This is a genomic window from Photorhabdus sp. HUG-39 (assembly GCF_963878365.1).
In the GTDB taxonomy this organism is placed as follows: domain Bacteria; phylum Pseudomonadota; class Gammaproteobacteria; order Enterobacterales; family Enterobacteriaceae; genus Photorhabdus; species Photorhabdus kayaii.
On sequence record NZ_CAWNWY010000010.1, the window covers coordinates 1 to 17,567 of the forward strand.

The 17,567-nt window shown below is 42.3% G+C and carries 19 protein-coding genes; 10 read left to right on the forward strand and 9 right to left on the reverse strand.

Going from position 1 to position 17,567, the window contains the following annotated elements; all coding sequences use genetic code 11:
* Positions 1-82, reverse strand: an 82-nt coding sequence (locus tag AAC155_RS08520) for a DUF4277 domain-containing protein (protein WP_223121420.1), incomplete at its 3' end; no start/stop codon positions are given.
* Positions 83-655: 573 nt separating this feature from the next.
* Between AAC155_RS08520 and galE the strand changes: the two genes are divergently transcribed.
* From galE to AAC155_RS08540, 4 genes are all read left to right on the forward strand, one after another.
* A complete protein-coding gene (galE, locus tag AAC155_RS08525; RefSeq protein ID WP_113041791.1) occupies positions 656-1,684 on the forward strand; it encodes a UDP-glucose 4-epimerase GalE in 1,029 nt (342 codons plus the stop codon).
* A gap of 573 nt (positions 1,685-2,257) precedes the next feature.
* Complete coding sequence (locus AAC155_RS08530; RefSeq protein WP_113041794.1) at positions 2,258-2,956, forward strand: class I SAM-dependent methyltransferase; 699 nt, start codon at positions 2,258-2,260, stop codon at positions 2,954-2,956.
* A gap of 196 nt (positions 2,957-3,152) precedes the next feature.
* The gene (gene trmL, locus AAC155_RS08535; RefSeq protein ID WP_113041795.1) at positions 3,153-3,641 is read left to right on the forward strand and encodes a tRNA (uridine(34)/cytosine(34)/5-carboxymethylaminomethyluridine(34)-2'-O)-methyltransferase TrmL; all 489 of its coding nucleotides are present in this window, start codon (positions 3,153-3,155) and stop codon (positions 3,639-3,641) included.
* Positions 3,642-4,130: 489 nt separating this feature from the next.
* On the forward strand, positions 4,131-4,829 hold the full coding sequence (locus tag AAC155_RS08540) for a class I SAM-dependent methyltransferase (RefSeq protein WP_113041796.1): 699 nt from the start codon (positions 4,131-4,133) through the stop codon (positions 4,827-4,829).
* Here AAC155_RS08540 and AAC155_RS08545 read toward each other — a convergent pair.
* From AAC155_RS08545 to AAC155_RS08565, 5 genes are all read right to left on the reverse strand, one after another.
* Positions 4,799-5,002 (reverse strand): hypothetical protein, encoded by a 204-nt coding sequence (locus AAC155_RS08545; RefSeq protein ID WP_146748073.1) that lies wholly within the window; start codon positions 5,000-5,002, stop codon positions 4,799-4,801. The two genes, AAC155_RS08540 and AAC155_RS08545, sit on opposite strands and share 31 nt — an antisense overlap.
* Before the next feature lie 51 nt (positions 5,003-5,053).
* On the reverse strand, positions 5,054-5,875 hold the full coding sequence (cysE, locus tag AAC155_RS08550; protein WP_011148896.1) for a serine O-acetyltransferase: 822 nt from the start codon (positions 5,873-5,875) through the stop codon (positions 5,054-5,056).
* Between the two features lie 44 nt (positions 5,876-5,919).
* Positions 5,920-6,942, reverse strand: a complete 1,023-nt coding sequence (gene gpsA, locus AAC155_RS08555) for an NAD(P)H-dependent glycerol-3-phosphate dehydrogenase (protein ID WP_113041797.1) — start codon at positions 6,940-6,942, stop codon at positions 5,920-5,922.
* Positions 6,942-7,418, reverse strand: a complete 477-nt coding sequence (gene secB / locus AAC155_RS08560; protein WP_011148898.1) for a protein-export chaperone SecB — start codon at positions 7,416-7,418, stop codon at positions 6,942-6,944. Before secB ends, gpsA begins: the two co-directional genes overlap by 1 nt.
* Positions 7,419-7,487: 69 nt before the next feature.
* Positions 7,488-7,925 carry a rhodanese-like domain-containing protein gene (locus AAC155_RS08565; RefSeq protein ID WP_113041798.1) on the reverse strand — a complete coding sequence of 146 codons (438 nt, stop codon included), beginning with the start codon at positions 7,923-7,925 and terminating at the stop codon, positions 7,488-7,490.
* Between the two features lie 223 nt (positions 7,926-8,148).
* Here AAC155_RS08565 and AAC155_RS08570 point away from each other — a divergent pair, with 223 nt between their 5' ends.
* The 3 genes from AAC155_RS08570 to AAC155_RS08580 all read left to right on the forward strand — a co-directional run bounded on the left by AAC155_RS08570 (position 8,149) and on the right by AAC155_RS08580 (position 10,754).
* Positions 8,149-8,349 carry a hypothetical protein gene (locus AAC155_RS08570; RefSeq protein ID WP_158536524.1) on the forward strand — a complete coding sequence of 67 codons (201 nt, stop codon included), beginning with the start codon at positions 8,149-8,151 and terminating at the stop codon, positions 8,347-8,349.
* A gap of 181 nt (positions 8,350-8,530) precedes the next feature.
* Positions 8,531-9,838: a murein hydrolase activator EnvC gene (gene envC / locus AAC155_RS08575; RefSeq protein WP_113041800.1), complete on the forward strand. Its 1,308-nt coding sequence runs from the start codon at positions 8,531-8,533 to the stop codon at positions 9,836-9,838.
* A gap of 4 nt (positions 9,839-9,842) precedes the next feature.
* Entirely contained in the window at positions 9,843-10,754 is a 912-nt protein-coding gene (locus AAC155_RS08580; RefSeq protein WP_228900821.1) for a divergent polysaccharide deacetylase family protein, read from the forward strand.
* Between the two features lie 137 nt (positions 10,755-10,891).
* Here the strand turns inward: AAC155_RS08580 and tdh are convergent, their stop codons facing one another.
* On the reverse strand, positions 10,892-11,917 hold the full coding sequence (gene tdh / locus AAC155_RS08585) for an L-threonine 3-dehydrogenase (RefSeq protein WP_113041802.1): 1,026 nt from the start codon (positions 11,915-11,917) through the stop codon (positions 10,892-10,894).
* Positions 11,918-11,926: 9 nt separating this feature from the next.
* A complete protein-coding gene (gene kbl / locus AAC155_RS08590) occupies positions 11,927-13,123 on the reverse strand; it encodes a glycine C-acetyltransferase (protein WP_113041803.1) in 1,197 nt (398 codons plus the stop codon).
* Positions 13,124-13,357: 234 nt separating this feature from the next.
* Here kbl and rfaD point away from each other — a divergent pair, with 234 nt between their 5' ends.
* The 3 genes from rfaD to rfaC are packed head-to-tail and all read left to right on the forward strand — an operon-like array spanning position 13,358 to position 16,321.
* Positions 13,358-14,296, forward strand: a complete 939-nt coding sequence (gene rfaD / locus AAC155_RS08595) for an ADP-glyceromanno-heptose 6-epimerase (RefSeq protein ID WP_058588931.1) — start codon at positions 13,358-13,360, stop codon at positions 14,294-14,296.
* Between the two features lie 10 nt (positions 14,297-14,306).
* A complete protein-coding gene (rfaF, locus tag AAC155_RS08600; RefSeq protein ID WP_113041804.1) occupies positions 14,307-15,356 on the forward strand; it encodes an ADP-heptose--LPS heptosyltransferase RfaF in 1,050 nt (349 codons plus the stop codon).
* Positions 15,356-16,321 carry a lipopolysaccharide heptosyltransferase RfaC gene (gene rfaC / locus AAC155_RS08605; protein WP_113041805.1) on the forward strand — a complete coding sequence of 322 codons (966 nt, stop codon included), beginning with the start codon at positions 15,356-15,358 and terminating at the stop codon, positions 16,319-16,321. The genes rfaF and rfaC overlap by 1 nt, the downstream gene beginning before the upstream one ends.
* A gap of 60 nt (positions 16,322-16,381) precedes the next feature.
* Here rfaC and AAC155_RS08610 read toward each other — a convergent pair whose 3' ends face one another.
* Positions 16,382-17,341 (reverse strand): polysaccharide deacetylase family protein, encoded by a 960-nt coding sequence (locus AAC155_RS08610; protein WP_113041806.1) that lies wholly within the window; start codon positions 17,339-17,341, stop codon positions 16,382-16,384.
* Positions 17,342-17,567: the final 226 nt, after the last annotated feature.

Consider the following 17,567-nt stretch of genomic DNA (forward strand, 5'->3'; position numbering starts at 1 on the left):
GGGGTAAACCGGCTTCATGACAAAAAGCGGCGATAAGGCCAAGATGATCGAGACGTTTAATGGCAGGTATGGGTGTGGACATATTCGCTTTCCGGCAAATAAAAGTAATAGATCAAAATTGGCGATTGCCGTCAACCCCACCGATGTCATCAATACAAAAAACCTGTGTAAGATCACATTATTTTTAAATCAGAAATACGGTGCGGAATGACGGGTGTATCCGGGACCAAGCGCTGCTGGTATGGCAAGCGGGCGCTGATCGAGACCATAATAGCGTGTTACAAGACGTTGACTGACTCGCGCCAGCGTGTGCGGAGTCTTGCGACACAAAAGCGGAAGCGGCCATCGGAGTGACCGTACTCAATCGGCTGTACAACCACATTCCGTCCGTAAGGTGGAGAAAGCCGCCTGACCCGTTGGGGAAAGGGGGTTTTCTAACCACCACCTATCCATGCACCAACGCTCTTATACCTGTAAAAACTCATTAGTATTAAAAAAATCTGTTGAATATTTAATACTAAACCCTGAAATAAAGAAAAATATGAGAGCAGAAAAGAAAAAGTTTACAAATGAAGATTTTTAACATAGAAAGTGCTATAAACAGGTACATAAAAATTTACATTAAATAATTTACTCCTAATCTTTTATCCTACTTATGTCAATCTTAATCACCGGCGGAGCCGGCTATATCGGTTCACACACAGTATTAGCGCTTCTGGAAAGAGGAACTGATGTTGTTGTTATCGATAACCTTTGCAATTCATCACCAGAATCTCTTCATAGAGTTGAAAAACTCACTGGTAAATCAGTGAAGTTTTATCAAGGTGATATCCTTGATTTAGATTTACTGCATCAAATCTTCCAAGAAAACAAAATAGAATCTGTAATTCATTTTGCTGGATTAAAAGCCGTTGGTGAATCTACCAGAAAACCCCTTGAATATTATCAGAACAATGTTACTGGCACCCTAGTTCTGTTGCAGGCTATGCGTGCCAACGATGTGTATCAATTGATTTTCAGTTCATCCGCAACGGTTTATGGTGATCCTGAATTTGTACCGCTTACTGAAAATGCCAAAGTAGGCGGCACCACTAACCCTTATGGCACATCAAAACTGATGGTTGAGCAAATTCTAAAAGATTTTGCCGCAGCCGAGCCAAATTTCAAAATCACCAGCCTGAGATATTTCAATCCTGTTGGTGCACACCCATCAGGTATAATTGGTGAAGACCCTAACGGTATTCCCAATAATCTGTTGCCTTATATCACTCAAGTTGCTATTGGTCGTCTGGAATGTTTATCAGTTTATGGCAACGATTATCCAACCAAAGACGGTACCGGTGTTCGTGATTATATTCACGTAATGGATTTGGCTGAAGGCCATATTGCCGCCATTGATTATCTGGATAAACAACAATCTTATGAAGTTTTCAATTTAGGAACAGGCGCTGGTTATTCTGTATTTGATTTACTTCATGCTTTTGAAAAGGCAGCAGGTAAAGAGATTCCACATAAAATCACAAATAGACGCCCTGGAGATATTGCTGAGTGTTGGTCTGATCCGTCCAAAGCTCTCAATATCCTTGGCTGGCAAGCGACACGCAATATTGACGCTATGATGCGTGATAGTTGGAATTGGCAGAAAAATAATCCTCATGGTTTTCGTTCAGAGAAAGAATACTAAAAGCCTTTTTACGATTGACTTAGCAACCACTCGGTTACTCACAATCCTAGTCAGAACAGCAAACAATTATAAGCTGACAGATATTCTGCCGTTAACAATCAGTGCCGTAATTGCTGGTGCCAAAGACTGGGGAAAAATTGAAGATTTTGATGTTGAGCATCAAGGATAGTGAAATATAGTGAATTTGAACAGGATATTCTAACTCATAACTCCATAGTCCATGTAGTTAGCTGTATCAGCGTCAAACAGTCTCAAAAATGTTTCATTGAATGGATAAATATTTTCCGTGAACTGATGAAAAGCTTAGGGGGTACCACAGATGGAAAAACCGTCAGGCGCTCCCAATTCAGTGCGGTAACTCAGGGAAATTGCTATCTCGGATAAAACATATTGCGATGAATGTACTGAATAACACAAAATATTTAAGGCAGAACCGACACGAAAACAACGATGAATACAGCCTATCTACCTAAAATTCTTGCTAAACAAACCCTCCCGTAATCTTTTGCTAGAATACCGTCATTAAAAAATAATCTATCACTAGATCATAATAATTAACCTATTGGTCATTTTATGAAAACAGAAAACTCAACAGAACTTCTCAATGATGTAATAGAATGGGATATATGTAATTGGGGTCATGCCTTAAAATATTGGCAGGACCATTCTAACCTAGAATTAAAGTCAGCTAATATTCTAGAACTAGGAAGCCGAAATGGTGGATTATCACTGTGGGCAGCATTAAATGGAGGTAATGTTTTATGTACGGATTTAAATGGCCCTACTTCAAAAGCACAGGAGAAACATAAGCGTTATAATATAGAAAATAGAATCCGATATGGTAAATTAAGTGCATTAGATATTAAATATAGAAACCATTTTGATATCGTTATGTTTAAATCAGTATTAGGTGGTATTGGGTATAATTCAAATAAATCAGCACAAAAAAAGGCGATTAATCAGATTTTCCATTCATTAAAAGAGGGAGGTGAATTTTGGTTTGCAGAAAATTTGGTTGCGTCGCCATTGCATAAATTTCTCAGAAGAAATTATGTTAATTGGGGGAATGCTTGGGGCTATGTTACTGTCAACGAAATGACTGAGTATCTATCAGCATTTTCAAATGTTAATTATACAACATTAGGCTTCCTTGCTACGTTTGGCAGGAATGAATCTCAAAGAAATTTTTTAGGGATGTTAGATAATAAAGTTCTAAATAAAGTCGTTCCTAAACATTGGCACTATATTATCATCGGTGTGGCAAAAAAATAATCCAGATAATCTCTAAAGAATTTAGTCTGTTAGATTATATCCAGTGATGTTTTTTCACTTTTAATTTTACTGACAATACAATCGAGTACCTCTACAGGAAAAGATCTTCCAACAGATAAATAAGAATATCGATGAAGATCCTCCTGCATCCCCTCCCGATTTCTGCTAATCTGTGCCCCTTGTTTCTGGGGGGTATATGCTAAACATCGTCTTATTTGAACCTGAAATCCCACCTAATACCGGTAATATTATTCGCCTTTGTGCCAATACCGGTTTCCAATTGCATTTGATTCAACCCTTGGGTTTTACCTGGGATGATAAAAGGCTACGTCGAGCCGGGCTGGATTATCATGAGTTTGCCAATGTTAAACAACATCATGATTATTATGCTTTTTTAGAGAATGAAGGATTAACAGGAGAGTCTTCTGCCCGTTTGTTTGCTCTCACAACAAAAGGAACTCCGGCACATAGTGCGGTAAGTTATCAAGCAGGAGATTATTTAATGTTCGGGCCGGAAACCAGAGGGCTACCGCCTTACGTACTGGATAATATGCCGCCACAACAAAAAATCCGTATCCCAATGCTGGCAAACAGCCGCAGTATGAATCTTTCCAATTCAGTCGCTGTTGTCGTTTTCGAAGCCTGGCGACAATTAGATTATCAGGACGCTATCATAAAAAATTAGTGTGTCATTTAATAAGCGTGACTAATATCGCTAAACTTCCTTACAATAGCCCAACGTGTTATTTATTTATCGTATCGCGGCAATTTTTTCTTCTTTATGTGGGTCTGGTGAAGAATAGTTTTCTACTCTACACCAGATTCACGATGAGCCAAGCACCCATTTTTGTCATGTTCTCGGATGAAGTGTGGTACGTAAAATAAAAAAGCATGGGTAGAGGAAAATAGGAAGATATTAGACGTAGCTTTTATCCTGGGTTTTTCTGAACAAGTTTTTGCGCTAAATCATCGTTTATTACGGGGCATAGGTGCTATGATTAGTATAGAATAACCCTATTGGGGGATTTTTTCTCTTTGAAAATTGATTCAGATAACTTAATCGGGGTTGATTCCCTCAAATGATCTACTATTTGATAAAACTATTTAGATCATAATAATTTAACAAAGTTAGCATTAAATCAACTCATTTTCATTGATATATATTGGTTACACTATGAAAGCAAAAATTTCAAAAGAATTTCTCCAAGATGTCATAGAATGGGACATATATAATTGGAGCCATGCATTAAAATATTGGCAAGATAATTCTAGCTTAGAATTAAAATCAGCTAATATTCTAGAAATAGGCAGTGAAAATGGTGGGCTATCGTTGTGGGCTGCATTAAATGGTGCAAATGTCCTATGTACCGATCTAAATGGCCCTACACCAAAGACACTGGAGAAACATAAGCGTTATAATATAGAAGATAACATTCAATATGAAAAATTGAGTGCATCGGATATTAAATATAAGAACCATTTTGATATTGTTATGTTTAAATCAGTATTAGGTGCTGTCGGTTATAATTTCAATAAAACAGCACAAAAAGAGGCTATTAATCAAATCTTTCATTCATTAAAAGAAGGAGGTGAACTTTGGTTTGCAGAAAATCTGGTTGCATCACCATTGCATAAATTTCTCAGGAAAAATTATGTTAATTGGGGAAATACTTGGGGCTATGTTACCGTCAATGAAATGACAGATTATCTGTCAGTATTTTCAAATGTTAATTATACAACATTAGGCTTCCTTGCTACGCTTGGTAGGAATGAATTTCAAAGAAAATTTTTAGGGGTGTTAGATAATAAAGTTCTAAATAAAGTCATTCCTAAGCATTGGCACTATATTATAATAGGTGTAGCAAAAAAATAATTTATATACCCGTCATCTTTCAAGTTGCCTCCTTGTTGGCTGCACTCACTCACCCCAGTCACATAGTTATCTATGCTCCCGGGGATTCGCTCCCTTGCCGCCGCGATGCATCTTGAAATCCATAGGGTATAGAAGATTTCACACGTTAAGCATGCCAGATCATATTTCCACATTCAGCATGTGAAAATATGATAGCGTTCACTAATTATCCAGATTTCGATAAATTAAATCCCATCCCCATACTCAAAGCCATGGTTGATACCATTAAAATGCTGGTTCATATCCAATGATGGCTTTTCGCTTTCAGGTTTACCGACAATACGGGCAGGCACTCCAGCGGCTGTTGTGTGCGGTGGAACAGAGCGAAGGACAACTGAACCTGCGCCAATTTTAGCCCCACGACCAATTTCAATATTACCCAATATTTTCGAACCTGCGCCAATCATCACCCCTTCCCTGACTTTCGGATGACGATCACCCCCGGTTTTACCCGTACCACCAAGGGTGACGGATTGCAGGATAGAAACGTCGTTTTCCACTACCGCCGTTTCGCCAATCACAATGCCAGTGGCGTGGTCAAGCATAATGCCACAACCAATCTTTGCTGCCGGGTGAATATCAACGCCAAAAGACATCGAGATTTGGTTTTGCAGATAAATAGCCAATGCTTTACGGTCTTCTCCCCAGATCCAATGGGCAATACGATAGGCTTGGAGAGCATGAAACCCTTTGAGGTACAGCAGAGGTGTTGAGTATTTATCTACGGCGGGATCGCGTAGACGTACCGCTATGATGTCGCGGGCAGCAGAGACAATCATTTTTTGATCCGAGCCATAAGCCTCTTCTACGATCTCTCTAACAGCAATAGCCGGCATAATCGGCGTAGCCAGCTTATTCGCCAGCATGTAACTTAAAGCACTACCAAGATTTTCATGCTTGAGTAATGTTGCATGAAAAAAACTGGCCAACATCGGTTCACATTCAGCCAGTGCTCTCGCTTCTGTTTTTATGTTCTTCCAAACTTCGTCCAATTCTTCTAGCGACATATTTTTTACTCTCACATTTAGAACCTATCTCATTAGATTTTTATTTAAGAGCGTACATTATCGCTCTCGTCCTTTCTGGCTCTTCCTAATAATGCCTGAGCAGCTTCTTGCACATTTTTATTGCAATAGAGTATCTGATAGATTTGTTCTGCAATCGGCATTTCTACATTGGCACGATTAGCCAATGCACGTACTTCTTTGGTATTGCGATAACCTTCAACAACCTGTCCAATCTGATCCTGGGCTTCTTCGACGCTAATTCCCTGCCCCAACATCATGCCAAAACGACGGTTACGTGATTGGTTATCAGTACAAGTTAAGACCAAATCGCCCAATCCCGCCATGCCCATAAAGGTCGAAGGATCAGCACCAAGCGCCGCCCCAAGGCGACTCATTTCCGCCAATCCACGCGTAATCAAGGCAGTACGAGCATTAGCACCAAAACCCATACCATCAGATATTCCCGCACCAATGGCAATCACGTTTTTTACAGCACCACCGAGTTGAACACCAATAAAATCAGGATTTTTATAAACCCGGAAGCTTTTGCCACAGTGGAATAATTGCTGAAGCTCATCGCCAAAAGCAGATTCCGTCGCGGAAATAGCAATCGCAGTAGGCAAACCAGCCGCTAACTCTTTAGCAAATGTTGGCCCAGAGAGCACCGCTAGCGGTATTTCATTGCCTAATATCTCACGGGCCACATCCTGCAATAACCGACCGGTATCCGCTTCCAAGCCTTTAGTTGCCCAGACGATACGTGAATCAGGCCGTAAATGTGGTTTTATCTGCTTTAACACTTCACCAAACACATGGCTAGGTACCACAACAAGAATATCGCGACTCGCTGTTAGTGCTTTTATTAGGTCCGTTTCAAGCAATAAACTATCAGGAAAGGAAACATCCGGCAGAAATTTTTGATTACAACGCACCCGTTGCAATGCCCCAACATGCTCTGGATTATGCCCCCAAAGTACAACATTATGACCATTACGAGCCAGCGTAATGGCTAATGAGGTGCCGTATGAGCCGGCACCAATCACTGTCATAGAAACAGTACTATTCATTAAGCTTCCTGTTCAGTTTGTTCACCACCCTGAGACTGTTCTGCCTGCTGTTGCAGGTAGTTCATGAATAGGGCGTCAAAGTTTACTGGAGCCAGATTCAGCTGTGGGAAGGTACCACGGCTGACCAAGCTAGTGATGCACTCACGAGCATATGGGAACAGGATATTCGGACAATATGCCCCCAAGCAGTGAGCTAACTGAGTTCCTTCAATACCGTCAATAGAGAAAATACCCCCTTGCTGTACTTCACACAGGAATGCCGTCTCTTCTCCCAAAGCTGCGGTCACAGTCACACGCAGAACAACTTCATAAACCCCTTGAGCCAACTCACTGGAAGCGGTATCCAGATCCAGTTTTACTTCCGGCTGCCATTCCTGCTGAAACACTTGCGGTGCGTTCGGTGCTTCAAAAGAGATATCTTTGGTGTAGATACGTTGGATCTGGAAAGCCATTTCTGTATTGCTTTGTTCTGACATAATAATTGTTACCTTTAGATGTCCTTATTAAATTTTTCATGTGAATGTCGCCATTCACGCCCAAAATGATTACTTTTTACCACGTGCCAATGGCAAGTTTTCGCCTGTCCAACCAACCAAACCTTCTTTCAAGGAACATACGCGTTCAAAACCAGCACGAATAAGATTCTCTGCCGGAGTACGAGATTCAGCGCCATTCGCAGAAACAACAATTACAGGCTGCTTTTTATGTTTTTCCAACTCAGCAAAATTGTTGTCTTTAATTTCAGAGGGAGTCAGGTTTACTGCACCAATAATATGCCCTTTGCGGAAATCTTCACGGGAACGTAAATCCACGACGATGGCTTCTTCTTTATTGATCAGATTAATAGCTTGAGCACGAGTTATCTCTTTGGTTTTAGAGAAGAAACCTCTCGTTGTCGTCACAATAACGGCAACCAGCAGCGCAATCCAGATGAGGCTTAAGGTCATATGCTGGTTAATAAATTGCATGATTTCTTGCAGCATGGGGGCAACAACTCCCGTTGGTTAATAACAAATATCTAAGGTTCCAGAGTATACCTTTGTGTTGCGTCAATTACAGCCAAATAGCATAAGCTCAATGCAAATTTTGCGGAGAGTTTCGAGAAAAAATAAAAATATCCTGAAAATGAAGCACCTTAAGTACATTACCTGCATATGTTCTGTCACACTAAATGTGTGCGGGAATTTCAACGATAAATAGGCTAATATGTCTATATTTATACCCTATGGATTTCAAGATGGATCGCGGCGGCAAGGGAGCGAATCCCCGGGAGCATATACCCTATGGATTTCAAGATGCATCGCGGCGGCAAGGGAGCGAATCCCCGGGAGCATAGAAAACTATGTGACCGGGGTGAGTGAGTGCAGCCAACAAAGAAGCAACTTGAAAGATGACGGGTATAGATAACTATGTGACCGGGGTGAGCGAGTGCAGCCAACAAAGAGGCAACTTGAAAGATAACGGGTATATTCGATTTCGATGTTAAGACAGCATTATCTAAAGTGTAAAAAATCAGCGTAGCATCTGGTAACTCTTTGTTCATCATGAAATAATCTAGTGCGTACAGTAGCAAGGTATATTTACAGAAATGGCTGACAACAAGGAAATGCATAGCCGTAATTATCGGCGCAATCAGAACTCACGGCGGAATGATATCTGTGCCTTATTGTTCTATGCTTTCCTGTTGGTTATTTTCAGCTTTAATACCTTTGCGAATCAAATTATCGCCAATAAAAATCAGCTGAAAGATCTCCAACAAAACATCGCGGAGAAAGAGAAAAGTGTGCAACAACAACAGCAAAAACGGAGTTCTTTGCTAAATCAGTTGAAAGATCAGGAAAATACCATCTCCAAAATTGGTCAATCTCTCCACAACACTCAAACTCAACTCAGTAAGCTGAATAAAGAGATTGCCGCTCTAGTCTCCAATATCAAAAAACTGGAAAAACAACAAAAAGCGCAACGAGATATGCTGGCACGCCAATTGGATGCAGCATTTCGTCAAGGGCAACATCAAGGGCTTGAACTCATGTTCAGAGGAGAAGAGGGCAAGAGAGGTGAGCGCATACTCGCTTACTATAGCTACCTTAATCAAACCCGTCAGGACACCATTGTTAAACTTGAGCAAACAGCCGTTGATTTAACTGAACAAAAAAAACTTGAGCAGCAGAAACAGGAAGAGCAGAAACAAGTGCTGACTGAACAGCAGCAGCAGAAACAGCAAATGGAAGTGGCCCGCAATGCCCGGCAGAAAACCCTAACTGAACTGGAATCTTCCTTAAAGAAAGACCAGAAAAATCTCGCTGAACTAAAACAAAATGAAACCCGTCTGCGAGATAAAATCGCTAAGGCAGAACGGGAAGCGAAAGCACGCGCTGAACGAGAAGCCAGAGAAGCTGCCCGTGTTCGTGCTCAAATTGCAGCGAAACAGAAGCAAGCACAACAAAAAGGTTCCAGCTATAAACCCACTGAAGATGAACGCGCATTGATGGCGCGTACCGGTGGCCTTGGTCGTCCGGCTGGTCAGGCAATCTGGCCTGTCCACGGTAAGGTGATACATCAGTTTGGTGAAGCGCTGCAAGGCGAATTACGCTGGAAAGGCATGGTGATTTCAGCCACAGAAGGTACGGAAGTCAGAGCGATATCCGATGGCCGGGTTTTACTGGCTGACTGGCTACAAGGCTATGGGCTGGTTGTCGTTATAGAGCATGGTAAAGGTGATATGAGTCTCTATGGCTATAATCAGAGTGCCCTAGTCAGGGTCGGCCAGCAAGTTCGGGCCGGACAACCTATTGCATTGGTCGGTAACAGTGGCGGTCAGCAGCAACCCGCTCTCTATTTTGAAATTCGCCGTCAGGGAAGAGCGGTAAACCCACAACCGTGGCTTGGGAGATAATCAGGTGAGACAACGCAAACTCGCAAAACTCATTGGTACTACCGCCCTGCTACTCTTGAGCCTACAAGCCAGTGCAGCCCGTCTGGCAATTGTTATTGATGATTTTGGTTACCGTCCTCATAACGAAAACAAAATATTGCAGATGCCTGTTGCAATCTCTATCGCCATTCTGCCGGATTCACCGCATGGCAGGGAGATGGCCGAAAAAGCCTATAAACAAGGGCGGGAGATCTTAATCCACCTGCCAATGGCACCTTTAAGTAAGCAATTGCTAGAGCCGGATACTCTCCAGCCAACCATGAGCAGTGAAGATATTGACCGCATCATCCAGCGTGCAATACAAAAAGTTCCTTATGCTGTAGGGATCAATAACCATATGGGCAGCGCTATGACTTCGAGTTTGCCGGGAATGCAGAAAGTGATGCGTTCACTGTCTGGTTATAACCTCTATTTTCTCGACAGCGTGACGATTGGCAATACTCAGGTAACAAAGGCAGCGAAAGACACGCCCGTTCGCGTTATCCGCCGTAATGTTTTCCTAGATGATGTGCAATCAGAAGCGGAAACTCGCCATCAGTTAAACCGTGCGATTTCCATTGCCCGTAAGAATGGTTCCGCTATTGCTATCGGTCATCCTCATTCAACAACCATTCGTGCATTACAGCAGATGCTGCCAACGCTTCCCGCTGATATTGAGTTAGTTAGCCCAAGTAGGTTGTTAAGTGGCAAACCTGTTGGTGATAATCAGCCTAAATGGGGCAAGCTGTGTGAAATAAAAGAGGCACCCGCTACAGTTACCAGCCAAGATTATCTGGCCGTTATTGGCGATACTCTGGTTGATAATCCTATTGTGAACACGGTAAGCCGATATATCCAGAAACTGACCGGTGATAAATCTCAGGATAAAACAGAATAGAAATTCATATTAAGGAATAACCAATCACCTTGTTATTTCTATTTATTCGATGATAGCTTGCAATATTGCTAATGCCTCAAATAGGCGCTCAAGAGCTAAAAGCGCCTGTCAATTTTAGTGATAACTCACTCGGTCAGTTAATCCCAGTTCAGAATAACTTTACCAGACTGCCCTGAACGCATGATGTCAAAGCCTTTCTGGAAATCATCAATAGAGAACCGGTGAGTGATAATGGGTGTCAGATCCAAACCAGACTGAATCAATGTAGCCATTTTATACCAGGTTTCAAACATCTCACGGCCATAAATACCTTTAATAAACAAGCCCTTGAAAATCACCTGATTCCAATCAATTGCCATATCTGATGGAGGAATGCCCAACAGTGCAACACGGCCGCCGTGATTCATGGTATTTAATAAGGTACGAAACGCCACCGGGGCGCCGGACATTTCCAAACCAACATCAAAACCTTCCGTCATGCCCAATTCCGCCATGACATCAGTCAGATTTTCCTGGCTGACGTTCACCGCACGGGTGACGCCCATTTTACGTGCCAACTCAAGGCGATATTCGTTAACGTCGGTGATAACAACATGACGTGCGCCAACATGTTTACACACTGCCGCCGCCATAATACCAATTGGACCTGCACCAGAAACCAACACATCTTCGCCAACCAGATCAAACGAGAGCGCGGTGTGAACAGCATTGCCAAATGGGTCAAAAATAGAAGCCAGTTCATCAGAGATGTTATCTGGGATTTTGAATGCATTAAATGCAGGAATAACCAGATATTGAGCAAAACAACCAGCGCGGTTTACCCCTACGCCAATGGTATTACGGCATAAGTGAGTACGGCCACCACGACAGTTACGGCAGTAACCACAAGTAATATGCCCTTCGCCAGACACCCGATCACCCATTTTAAAACCTTTTACTTCCTGACCAATGGCAACAACTTCACCAACATATTCATGACCGACAACCATCGGTACAGGAATGGTTTTTTGTGACCAGTCATCCCAGTTATAGATGTGCACATCCGTACCACAAATCGCTGTTTTACGGATTTTGATCATCACATCATTGTGCCCCAGCTCTGGCTCGGGCACATCGATCATCCAGATGCCTTCTTCTGCTTTTAACTTTGACAATGCTTTCATAGAGATGCCTTATGCAATTACATTTAATTGCTTACCAATTCGCGTGAACGCTGCAACTGCACGTTCAATTTGCTCTTCCGTATGCGCTGCTGACATTTGCGTGCGGATACGGGCCTGATTTTTAGGGACTACCGGATAGAAGAAACCAGTAACATAAATGCCTTCTTTCAGTAATTCTGCGGCAAACTCCTGTGCCAATTTCGCATCACCTAACATAACCGGAATAATCGCATGGTCAGCCCCCGCCAAAGTGAAACCTGCGGCTGTCATTTTTTCACGGAACAGGTTAGCGTTCTTCCACAGACGATCACGCAATGCATCTCCCTCTTTCAGCATATCCAACACCTTAATGGATGCCGCGACAATCGCCGGAGCCAGTGAGTTAGAGAACAGATATGGGCGTGAGCGCTGGCGCAGCCACTCAACAACTTCTTTACGTGCCGCGGTATAGCCACCGGAAGCACCACCCAACGCTTTACCTAATGTGCCGGTAATGATGTCAATGCGATCCATTACGTCACAATATTCGTGAGTACCACGGCCATGAGCACCAACAAAACCAACAGCATGGGAGTCATCCACCATAACCATTGCATCAAATTCATCAGCCAGATCACAGATAGACTTCAAATCAGCAATCACACCATCCATCGAGAACACACCATCGGTTGCAATCACAATATGACGTGCATTATCTGCTTTCGCTTTCTCTAATTGTGCTCTCAGTTCCTGCATATCATTATTAGCATAGCGATAACGCTTCGCTTTGCATAAACGGACACCATCAATAATAGAAGCGTGGTTCAACGCATCAGAGATAATGGCATCTTCCGGCCCAAATAGCGTTTCAAATAAACCACCATTAGCATCAAAACAAGAAGAATAAAGAATAGCATCTTCCATACCCAAAAATTCTGCCAGTTTTCTCTCCAGCTCTTTATGAGGATCCTGAGTTCCACAAATAAAACGAACAGACGCCATACCAAAACCGTGGCTATCCATTCCCGCTTTAGCCGCGGCAATAAGCTCAGGGTGATTAGCCAAACCTAAGTAGTTATTTGCGCAGAAGTTAATAACGTGGCTGCCATCGGCTACAGCAATGTCAGCATTTTGTGCAGAAGTGATGATACGTTCATTTTTGAACAATCCTTCAGAATGGGCTTGTTCTAATTGTTCGTTAATTTGCTGATAAAATGATGCTGACATTTATTTTTCTCCTGATTTATAAATGAAGGGTTGTGAGATATTTTACTCATTGATCAAGCTACTGACGACTCTATCAGGCAGATAATATTAACTTTGCTGTATCCGTCACGTCATGCAACCTGAATTACCATAATATTTCAGTATATTCCCCTGCTTAAGCTGCTGTCGTCATGGATGTTAGATGTTATTATAGAAACAATTTGCTTCATTAACCCGATTGTAGAGGTGAGTCGGATGATTATTGTCACTGGCGGTGCTGGATTTATTGGTAGCAATATTGTCAAAGCACTAAATGACGAAGGATATAAAGATATTCTGGTCGTAGACAATCTAAAAGATGGTACTAAGTTCATCAATCTGGCTGACTTGGATATTGCTGATTACATGGACAAGGAAGAGTTTATTGCCAGTATTCTGGCCGGTGATGACTTCGGTGATATTGACGCTATTTTCCATGAAGGCGCTTGCTCATCCACAACCGAGTGGGATGGCAAATATATGATGGATAATAACTATCAATATTCCAAAGAATTGCTGCATTATTGCCTTGAACGCGGCACTCCTTTCCTGTACGCCTCCTCAGCAGCAACCTATGGCGGCCGTACTGATAATTTTATCGAAGAGCGTCAATATGAGAAACCGCTCAATATTTATGGTTACTCTAAATTTCTATTCGACCAATATGTCCGGGAGATCCTGCCTCAAGCTGATTCACAAATTTGTGGTTTCCGTTATTTCAATGTGTATGGACCACGTGAAGGGCATAAAGGGAGTATGGCTAGCGTTGCCTTTCATTTGAATAATCAAATCAATCAGGGACAAAACCCAAAACTATTCGCCGGCAGTGAAGGCTTTCAACGTGATTTTATTTATGTTGGTGATGCCGCTGCGGTTAATCTTTGGTTCTGGAAAAACAACGTTTCCGGTATTTATAACTGTGGAACGGGTCGTGCTGAATCTTTCCAGGCGGTTGCAGATGCGGTTGTTGAATGCCATAAAGATAAATCACTCACTGTTGAACATATTGATTTCCCTGAACATCTGAAAGGTCGTTATCAGCGCTTCACGCAAGCAGATCTGACCAAACTTCGCGCGGCGGGTTATGATAAGCCATTCAAAACCGTTGCCGAAGGGGTAACGGAATATATGCATTGGCTCAATCAGGATAAGTAATCTACTCACTATGAAAATATTGGTGATCGGCCCCTCGTGGGTGGGTGACATGATGATGTCGCAGAGCCTTTACCGGACATTAAAGGCTTTGCATCCTAATGCAGAAATTGATGTGATGGCTCCCGCCTGGTGCCGCCCACTGCTGGATAAAATGCCGGAGGTCAATCAAGCATTAGCTATGCCATTAGGACATGGCGCACTGGCATTGGGCGAACGCCGCCGTTTGGGGGTCGCCCTGCGTGAACGTAAATATCATCGCGCTTATGTGCTACCAAATTCTTTTAAATCTGCCTTGGTGCCTTTCTTCGCCAATATTCCTCTGCGCACTGGCTGGCGCGGTGAAATGAGATATGGATTGCTTAATGATATTCGTACATTGAATAAAGAAGCCTTCCCATTAATGGTGCAACGCTATGCCGCATTGGCTTACGATGCAAAACCCAGTCGTGCGGCAGATCTGCCTCAACCATTACTTTGGCCTCAACTGGATGTCAGTGATGAAGATATTGCTGAATCCACCGCAGCATTCAATATTTCTGATCATCGGCCTATCATCGGTTTCTGCCCCGGCGCAGAATTTGGCCCGGCAAAACGCTGGCCGCATTATCACTATGCCGCATTAGCTCAGCAGCTTATTACTCAAAAGGGATATCAAATTCTGCTATTTGGCTCTGCCAAAGATCACGAAGGTGGAGAGGACATCTGCAACTCACTGACGGGAGAAGCTCGTGAACACTGTATCAACCTTGCCGGACAAACTTCTCTTGAACAGGCCGTCAATATTATCGCGGCCTGTGATGCCATTGTGACCAACGATTCTGGTTTGATGCATGTTGCCGCAGCACTTAATCGCCCTCTGGTTGCGCTTTACGGCCCAAGTAGCCCAGATTTTACTCCACCATTATCCGATAAAGCGGAAGTTATCCGTCTTATTACTGGCTATCATAAAGTCAGAAAAGGTGACAGTGCACATGGCTATCACCAGAGTCTGATTGATATTCAGCCAGAGCGAGTTATCACTTCTCTAGAAAAATTATTACAAGCGGAGAACCAGAGTTAATGCGGGTTTTATTGGTCAAAACTTCTTCTATGGGCGATGTCCTCCACTCGCTCCCTGCACTGACTGATGCAGAAAGAAACTTACCTGATGTCCGTTTTGATTGGGTAGTAGAGGAAGGTTTTGCTCAAATCCCCGGCTGGCACAATGCGGTTGATCAAATTATTCCTGTTGCTATTCGCCGCTGGCGTAAAAACTGGTTTAGCCCAGAAATTCGTGCAGAACGTCGTTTATTCAAAGAAAAATTAAAATTACATCAATATGATGCCATCATCGATGCTCAAGGGTTATTAAAAAGCGCATTTCTGGTAACCCGACTCGCTTATGGTCCTAAACATGGTTACAACCGCAAAAGTATCCGTGAGCCATTAGCAAGTTTTTTTTATGATTGCTGTCATGCGGTCAGCAAGCAACAGCACGCCGTAGAGCGCATTCGAGAACTGTTTGCTGTCAGCCTGGGTTATACCAAACCGGCGGCACAGGGCAATTATGGGATTGCCCGTCACTTTTTAAAGCAGAAATTAGAAAATCAGGGCGATTATCTGGTTTTTCTCCATGCCACCACTCGCGATGAAAAACATTGGCCGGAAAGCCACTGGAGACAACTTATTGCTGAAATTCAGCCAACGGGTATGAAAATTAAGCTCCCTTGGGGCGCAGAACATGAATACCAACGTGCGCTGAGACTAGCGGAAAACTTCTCTCATGTGGAAGTATTGCCAAAGCTGACTTTGGCGCAAGTTGCCCAAGAGCTGGCCTGCGCAAAAGCCGTTGTTTCTGTTGATACCGGCCTGAGCCACCTCACTGCTGCATTGGATCGCCCTAATATCACGTTGTTTGGTCCGACAGATCCAGGGCTCATTGGTGGCTATGGCAAAGAACAAATATCTTTAAAAGCGGAAGATGGGAATATCAAAAATATTACGCCATCGAAAGTGTTAGCTCATCTTCAAAAAAATATTGGCTGATTAATTATTAAATCTGAGGCGTTTCTGGCAGACGCCTATTTCACGCGACTGCTTTATTAATCATGATGATTTCTTAAATTGATAATATTCAGCCAATGTCATTCCTCGAACCTGTGGCTGTAAGTCGTTAAAGAGTGCCTCCAGATCCTGATAAAGTAATTCAATCTGTTCTTCATTTTTAAATGTCGGGCTACCACCAGGCATAAATTCAGATGAATGCAACATAAATTCAATATAATCACTGCCTTCTGCTAATGTCTGTTGGACCACTTTTTTCATTTGTTCCAAATTGCCCCCTTTTGGTCTTAACCAGTTAACAGATGGAGAACGCTGTTTCCCACGTAAGCTGTCATATTTCTGTTTAAGGAAATTCATCAGTGGAGGGTGTTTATATTGAATACTCATAGGAACTTCCAGCAAAGAAGAGTCACCTTCTTTAGCAATATTCTGCAAATCCATAAAATAGGCATAAGATGGAAAGTGACGATAATCAGTTCCACCGTTGCCATTAGGATCGCCTTTGGTGAAACGCCAATTAACCCGTGGTGTTACTGAACAATCGACTTGATAACCATATTCCACCAGCAATTCAGCATAATATTCATTAAATGCCCAACGACCTGCCCGATGGCTTAACATTTTAATCTGTAGTTTGTCTTCCAATAACTTAGTCATCAGATCAATTTTGGCTCTAATTTGTTCTTTTGGAAATTCAATCAGATAAGGTTTATAACGCATGTCATCGTCGGTAAGAGGAACAAGTGGTGGGTTATTCCAGGCATGTAAATGCATACCAATTTCCCCCTGTCCTCTGGCAATAACATCTTTAGCAAATTCAATGTATAAATCATCCATTGCCATTTCATAGTTCGTCAACCAAACTGGCTTAAAACCAAAACGTTCACATAAATGCTGAAATCTCGGTAAATAATGAGTATTTTTTGTCGAGATCTGACCGTGATTTTGCCACAGGTCATCACCCTCAGTATCAATAGTGATAATAAATGCAGGTCGAGTCATCAGAATATGCCCACAATAGAATAAAATAATGGCTTTTATAGTACGCAGATCTATAAAATAGTGCAATTATCTTATCATATATATAGCAGTTCTATATCTCATTAAATCCTATATTTCGTATCTAGTCTTATCAATAAAAAACACTATGAAATGTTAGATCTTTCGGAAATTTGATTTTTCTTCTATTAAGTTCTCTTAATTTTTGGAACTTTTTTTATCCATTAAC